The organism is Secundilactobacillus similis DSM 23365 = JCM 2765 (assembly GCF_001311075.1).
GTDB lineage: Bacteria > Bacillota > Bacilli > Lactobacillales > Lactobacillaceae > Secundilactobacillus > Secundilactobacillus similis.
Genome location: NZ_BBAD01000125.1, coordinates 1 through 5,896 on the forward strand (window position 1 = coordinate 1; position 5,896 = coordinate 5,896).

Here is a 5,896-nt window from a genome sequence, read left to right on the forward strand (position 1 = left end):
GTTTGCGGCAGTACTACAAGAACGACGTTGATTCGACAAACGACAAAGTTGATCATCAGTCAACACTTCAGAATTACAACGGCTTCCTGAACGTCAACGCAACTACATTAAGTCCACTCTAACGTGGTGCATGACTGGCAGATTTTGTATCGCACCACCGTTGATTCATCGCCGTTACTGAATATTGACCACTATCGTTTCTGCGGCTGTTGAATTACCGTCTAACGTTGTCGTTATGCGATTTCGTTAACTCCAGATTGTTGCAGTCAATAGTTGAGTTACTAACAGCGCACCATGTAGCGGGAGGCGGAGACCCGCCACTGCGTTCCAGCCTCGCATAGCGCCGGAGCCTCCCGCGGCATCCTTCCACTATACAAAACCAGAATCACTGAATTTTACAAACTATACATGCTTACGTTGGATACAAGCGACAACGAGCAACAGTTAAAGAAATCTTAAGAATACCATTGGGTCCCCATCGTGAATACGTTATAATGAGACCGATACGAAGGTTGTGTTTTGACCGATAGTTGCGTCTGGCAAGTCGGGGGAGTTGGCTGGACTAGGATCGAAATGAGTGCGCGACTGGGGTATAGCGCAGAGAACTTCGAGATACGAAGTTAGAAAGCGGGTTTTAGGAAATGCCAGAACAAGCAAAGACGTTGACGATTATTGTGCCATGTTTTAATGAACAGGAAGTTATTTTTGAAACGGCTAAGGAATTGTCGGCGATTGTAAATACAATGATCAAGAAGCAGCAGGTGAGTGATCAGAGTCGCATCCTGTTTGTCGATGACGGCAGCAAGGATACGACGTGGGACTGCATTCAGCAGTTATCCACCAGTAATCCACTCGCGACCGGCATCAAGTTTAGTCGGAATTTCGGTCACCAAAACGCCTAATTGCGGGTTTAACGGTGGTTCAGGACCATACGGATATGGCGATTACGATCGATGCTGACCTACAAGATGACGTGAACGTGATTCCTGATATGGTGGCTGAATATCATAAGGGTGCGCAGGTGGTTTACGGCGTTCGGAATAACCGGGAGACCGACACGTGGTTCAAGCGGCGTACAGCGATGGCCTTTTATGGTTTGATGAAGCGGTTTGGCGTGGATATGGTCCCCAACCACGCTGATTACCGATTGTTGGGGCAGGTTGCGATCAAAGGGTTGTTAAAATACCGTGAGCGCAACCTCTTCCTCCGAGGCGTTGTACCACTTGTCGCTATCCCAGCGCCAAGGTGTACTATGCGCGCAAGGAACGGTACGCCGGTAAATCAAAGTACCCATTACGTAAAATGCTGAACTTTGCCATCGATGGCATCTCATCGTTTTCAATTGCGCCGATTCGGGCGATTATGTATCTGGGGATGACGATCGTGTTGATGAGTATCGTGCTGATGGCGTATACGCTGGTACAACACGCCTTGGGCCACGTTAATGCTGGGTGGTCATCACTGATGATCTCCATCTGGTTCCTGGGTGGGGTTCAGCTGGTTTCGTTGAGTATCATTGGCGAATATGTCGGGAAGGTCTTCACCGAAGTTAAAGAACGGCCACGGTTTGAAATCGAGACTGATTTGTATACGGCCCAGTTGCCAACGATAACGCATGCTAGTAGTCGCCACGCAAGTTAAGCCGGCCCTTTTCAAAGACCATGAAAGCGATAAACCACTGAGTTGACGCGGTTTTCAAGTTCAGAGCAAATAAAAAAGCACAACGCGTTCAGAGAACGAGTTGTGCTTTTTCATGCTTGATGAACTACATTAGTAGTTATCATGGGTCTATTATACACCATAAACCGCAAACTAGAAACCGACTTTTTCGCGAAGTTTCAAAAAATTACAAAATTGACCAGAGGTTATTCAGAAAGTGCAGGGCAATGTTGTAGCGAATATCCTTGAAGTGTAGGTAGGTGAGGGCCAATAACCAACCCAATGATGCGTAAAATAGGGTGGTGACAGAAAAGGCCATCGTATGCAAATACCCGAAAATCAAGCCGCTCACTAATACGCCAAAAAAAGTTGACCAGCGGTTATTTTTACTGAAGAAAAAGTTGAAGAAGAAGCCCCGGAAGAGGAACTCTTCGAAAACGGGTGCCACGAGCACGCCATAGAGGTTGTTCCAGAATGGGAGCTGTTGGATTGAAGATTCGACGGCGGTTTGGTTGGTAGGCATCGGTAACAAGTGATGCATGATCAATTGCGACCAGATGATTTGAACCAGTAACATGACGACGAATAGTAAGCAGAGTTGAATCAGTCGGTTAAAGGTGATTGGTCGTTTACCAAACTGACGGGGATTGTTGCGGTTCAATTGGCGTTGATAGAGCCAGGTGAACAAGACAAGAATGCCCGCGATGGTGATCAGCATTACCCCCAGGTATTTTTCAGCGGTTCCCGGTGACGTTTTGGCGTACTGGGTGGCCAGTTGAAGCTGGGCGGAGTTGATCAGGTAAACGATCAGTAACAGGATAAAGCTGATGATTCGCAGCGCTTGACGCCTGATGTATTTAAGCACGAAGTCACCTCAAATTGGTTAGTAAGTGATGATCTTAATTAAGTTGTGGTCGGGGTCGCGCACCCAAAGGGCGGTGGCTTGGCCCTTAGCACCATCGTAATCAACTGGGCCGTCATCAATTTCCACGGCGTAGTTGGTTAAATGGGCTAGGGTGTTTGCCAATGGATCGTGAGTTTCAAACGCTAACTCAGCAGTACCGGCTGCGACCGTTTTGGCCGCAATCGCGTTAGGCTCAGTTGCCGTTTGGAATTCCAACCGGTGATGTCCCAAGCGAACGGCTGGGCGCGCGCTATCCTTGATGATTGGTAAGTCGAACACTTCATGGTAGAAGCGGATCGATTGGTTAATGTTGCTGACGGTGATGGTGATGCTGTCGACGTCTTTAATGTTCATTCTTATCATCCTTTGAGAGTTGTCTTAACCTAAAATTATACCACAGGCAAAGGAGACTGCGGTGAAAATAACGGTGCAGACCATGTCTGTCAGGATAACAATAGTGTTGCAAACCGGGGCTTACCGTTGCTTTCATGGCTTATTAGTGATAGTGTAAATAAGATGTAAATCGGAGCGTGTGGTTGATTCCGGCGAATAAGTGACGATTGCCCTGTGACCTATTTTGGGTCAGAGGGCGCAAATTGCGTTGCGTAACGCGACTGGTCAAACTGCGGTATCAGTGGGCAACCAACAACCACGCTCTTGTTAGTGGTATCCGAGTGAAGTCGTCATTAACGTCGGGAATGCCGTTAACAACTACATTGGCGACTGGTTCCAGCTCAGTACGACAATCAACTTACTGAAAAGCAATCAGAGTGTGACGTCTGTCGGGCGGACACTAAAAATGGAAGTAACGAAAGGCAACAACTGTCGAGTGGGCGTGCATAACTGCAGGCCCACCAACACTGTAAGGAGGAAACGTAATGGCGTTATTAGAAGTTGAAGACCTGAGTATGGCTTTTGCTGATAAAAAACTGTACGATGATGCAAGTTTTCAGCTCAACAAGGGTGAACACATGGGCATCGTTGGTCAAAACGGGGTTGGTAAGTCAACCCTGATCAAGGTGCTGACTGGTGATCAGTTACCATTATCTGGTCAAATCACCTGGCAAAAGGGGATCCACGTGGGGTATTTGGACCAATACGCCGATATTCCAGACGGGATGACCCTGATTGATTTTCTGCACACGGCGTTTCAAGATCTGTACGATCAAAACGACCGGATGACGCAACTCTACACGGAGTATGCGGAGACTGCGGATGACAAGTTACTGGAACGTGCTGGCCGAATCCAAGAAATTTTGGAAGCCAACAATTTTTACGATATTGAAACTGAAATTGAACGAATCATCACTGGTTTGGGCTTAGACGACATTGGTCGTGACCATGAAGTTGCGCAAATGTCTGGTGGTCAACGGTCAAAGATTATTTTGGCAAAGCTGTTGCTGCAACACCCAGACGTGATCCTGTTGGACGAACCGACCAACTACTTGGACGTTGGCCACATCGCCTGGTTGATCGATTACCTGAACGATTTTGACGGTGCTGCCATGATCATTTCTCATGATTACGATTTCTTGGATCAAGTCACGAACTGTATCATCAACGTGGCATTTGGGAAAATTATCAAATACCGTGGGAGTTTCAAACAAGCCATGCGGCAACGGGCTGAACGTGAAGAAGTCCAACGTAAGGAATACGAAAAGCAACAGGTCAAGATTGAAAAGACCCAGAAGTTTATCGCGAAGTTTAAGGCCGGGACTCGGTCCAAACAAGCTAAATCCCGGGAGAAGCAACTGTCCCACATGGAACTGGTGGATCCACCTTCGAGTAATATTCAGGCCAACTTCAACTTCCCATACGCCGATACGGGTTCGCAAAATGCGTTGGTGGTGGATCAACTCTCAGTTGGTTACAACCGGCCATTGCTGAAGCCAGTAACGTTCTCCGTCAACACGGGTGAAAAGGTTGGCTTTGAAGGCTTTAACGGTTGGTAAGTCAACTTTGATCAAGACGATTTTAGGTTTGATCGAAGCCAAGGGTGGCGCTGCGCACTTCTCACCATCCGCCAAGGTCAGCTACTTTAGCCAAGACCTTGAGTGGGATAACCCACAGCAAACACCACTTCAAATCATCCAAGCTAAATACGAAAAGTTGCCACAAAAAGCGATTCGGACCAAGTTGGCCAAGTGTGGGTTAGATGCTGCCAACGCCATGAAACCAATCGGCCAGCTATCTGGTGGGGAACAAACCAAGGTCAAGTTAGCCATGATGGAATTTGAACCAAGCAACTTCTTGATCTTGGACGAACCAACGAACCACTTGGATGAAGAAACTAAGGAAGCCTTGAAGGACGCCATTAATCGTTTCCCTGGCAACGCTATCGTGGTTAGCCATGAGGTGAGCTTCTATAACGGGTTAGCCGACAAAGTGCTGAACGTTGAGAAGTTAAGTCTTAAGAATCAGTAATCATCTGTAAAATGTCATGCGATTGTGGTTAATTTGTTTCATTGAGATGGTACAATGGATAAAATCAAGTGATGTCATTGGCTGTCGCAATGGCCGAAATTAAGCAAGGTTTGGAGATTTTGAAATGAAGCGGGTACTGCAAGTATTAGTGGTTGTTGTGACCTTTTTAGTCGTTGGGTTTGGCGTGCATCACATGTTTACCCCGTCATCGAGTGAACAGGCGGCCACCAAAACGCAAAAACAGTCAACGCAAACCGCAGCACAAAAATCAAAGAAAAAGCAACCGGTGATCAACTGGCGCAAACCATCAGAGGACAAGCCGTATCCAAAAATCAGCAAATTAAGTGATCCTTGGATTCGGGTTTCAATCAAGAACCAGCGCGTCTACATCAAGGATGGGACTAAGACCGTCTACACGATGTTTGCTTCCACCGGGGTCAATGATTCAACGCCAAAGGGCACGTTCCACATCCAAGCGGAACGGGGCGATTTCTTCTACAACCAACAATCTGGCGAAGGCGCCAAGTACTGGACGTCCTTTAAGGATCACGGTATCTATCTATTCCACACGGTGCCGACCGACCAATACGGTAACTACAACAAGGAAGAAGCAGCCCAACTTGGCAAAGAAGCCAAGTCCCACGGCTGCGTCCGCCTATCAGTTCCTGATGCGAAGTGGTTCTACACCCACATTCCAGAAGGGATGAAGGTTGTCGTTGAATAACATGCGTAACTTCAAAAGCGAGTTCAGCATTCTGAATAGAATGTTGAGCTCGCTTTTCGCTTGTGTCCAGCGTAAGCATTCTGCTGTTTAGTTTGTGAAGTGCGGTTATTTGTGTAAACTGTCGATTCCGGTATCCGGCCAGGTTCCTGCTGTGGGGCCGGCCTGAGCCAAAGTGCGGTCTCAGT

The 5,896-nt window shown here is 47.4% G+C and carries 3 protein-coding genes and 2 pseudogenes; 3 read left to right on the forward strand and 2 right to left on the reverse strand.

Features of this window, described 5'->3' with window-relative positions; translation table 11 throughout:
- Positions 1 to 641 precede the first annotated feature (641 nt).
- Positions 642 to 1,641: pseudogene (locus tag JCM2765_RS15750) on the forward strand (glycosyltransferase family 2 protein).
- 205 nt (positions 1,642 to 1,846) lie between these two features.
- Here the strand turns inward: JCM2765_RS15750 and JCM2765_RS15755 are convergent.
- Entirely contained in the window at positions 1,847 to 2,524 is a 678-nt protein-coding gene (locus JCM2765_RS15755) for a CPBP family intramembrane glutamic endopeptidase (protein ID WP_054737500.1), read from the reverse strand.
- Between the two features lie 18 nt (positions 2,525 to 2,542).
- Positions 2,543 to 2,917, reverse strand: a complete 375-nt coding sequence (locus JCM2765_RS15760) for a VOC family protein (protein WP_054737501.1) — start codon at positions 2,915 to 2,917, stop codon at positions 2,543 to 2,545.
- 524 nt (positions 2,918 to 3,441) lie between these two features.
- Here JCM2765_RS15760 and JCM2765_RS15765 point away from each other — a divergent pair.
- Positions 3,442 to 4,987, forward strand: a pseudogene (locus tag JCM2765_RS15765) (ABC-F family ATP-binding cassette domain-containing protein).
- Between the two features lie 124 nt (positions 4,988 to 5,111).
- Positions 5,112 to 5,711 carry a L,D-transpeptidase gene (locus JCM2765_RS15770; protein WP_054737502.1) on the forward strand — a complete coding sequence of 200 codons (600 nt, stop codon included), beginning with the start codon at positions 5,112 to 5,114 and terminating at the stop codon, positions 5,709 to 5,711.
- Positions 5,712 to 5,896: the final 185 nt, after the last annotated feature.

Bases quoted from the DNA above. Each gene is read 5' to 3' on its own strand.
- JCM2765_RS15760 (WP_054737501.1), bottom strand. From the start codon at position 2,917: ATGAACATTAAAGACGTCGACAGCATCACCATCACCGTCAGCAACATT.
- JCM2765_RS15770 (WP_054737502.1), top strand. From the start codon at position 5,112: ATGAAGCGGGTACTGCAAGTATTAGTGGTTGTTGTGACCTTTTTAGTC.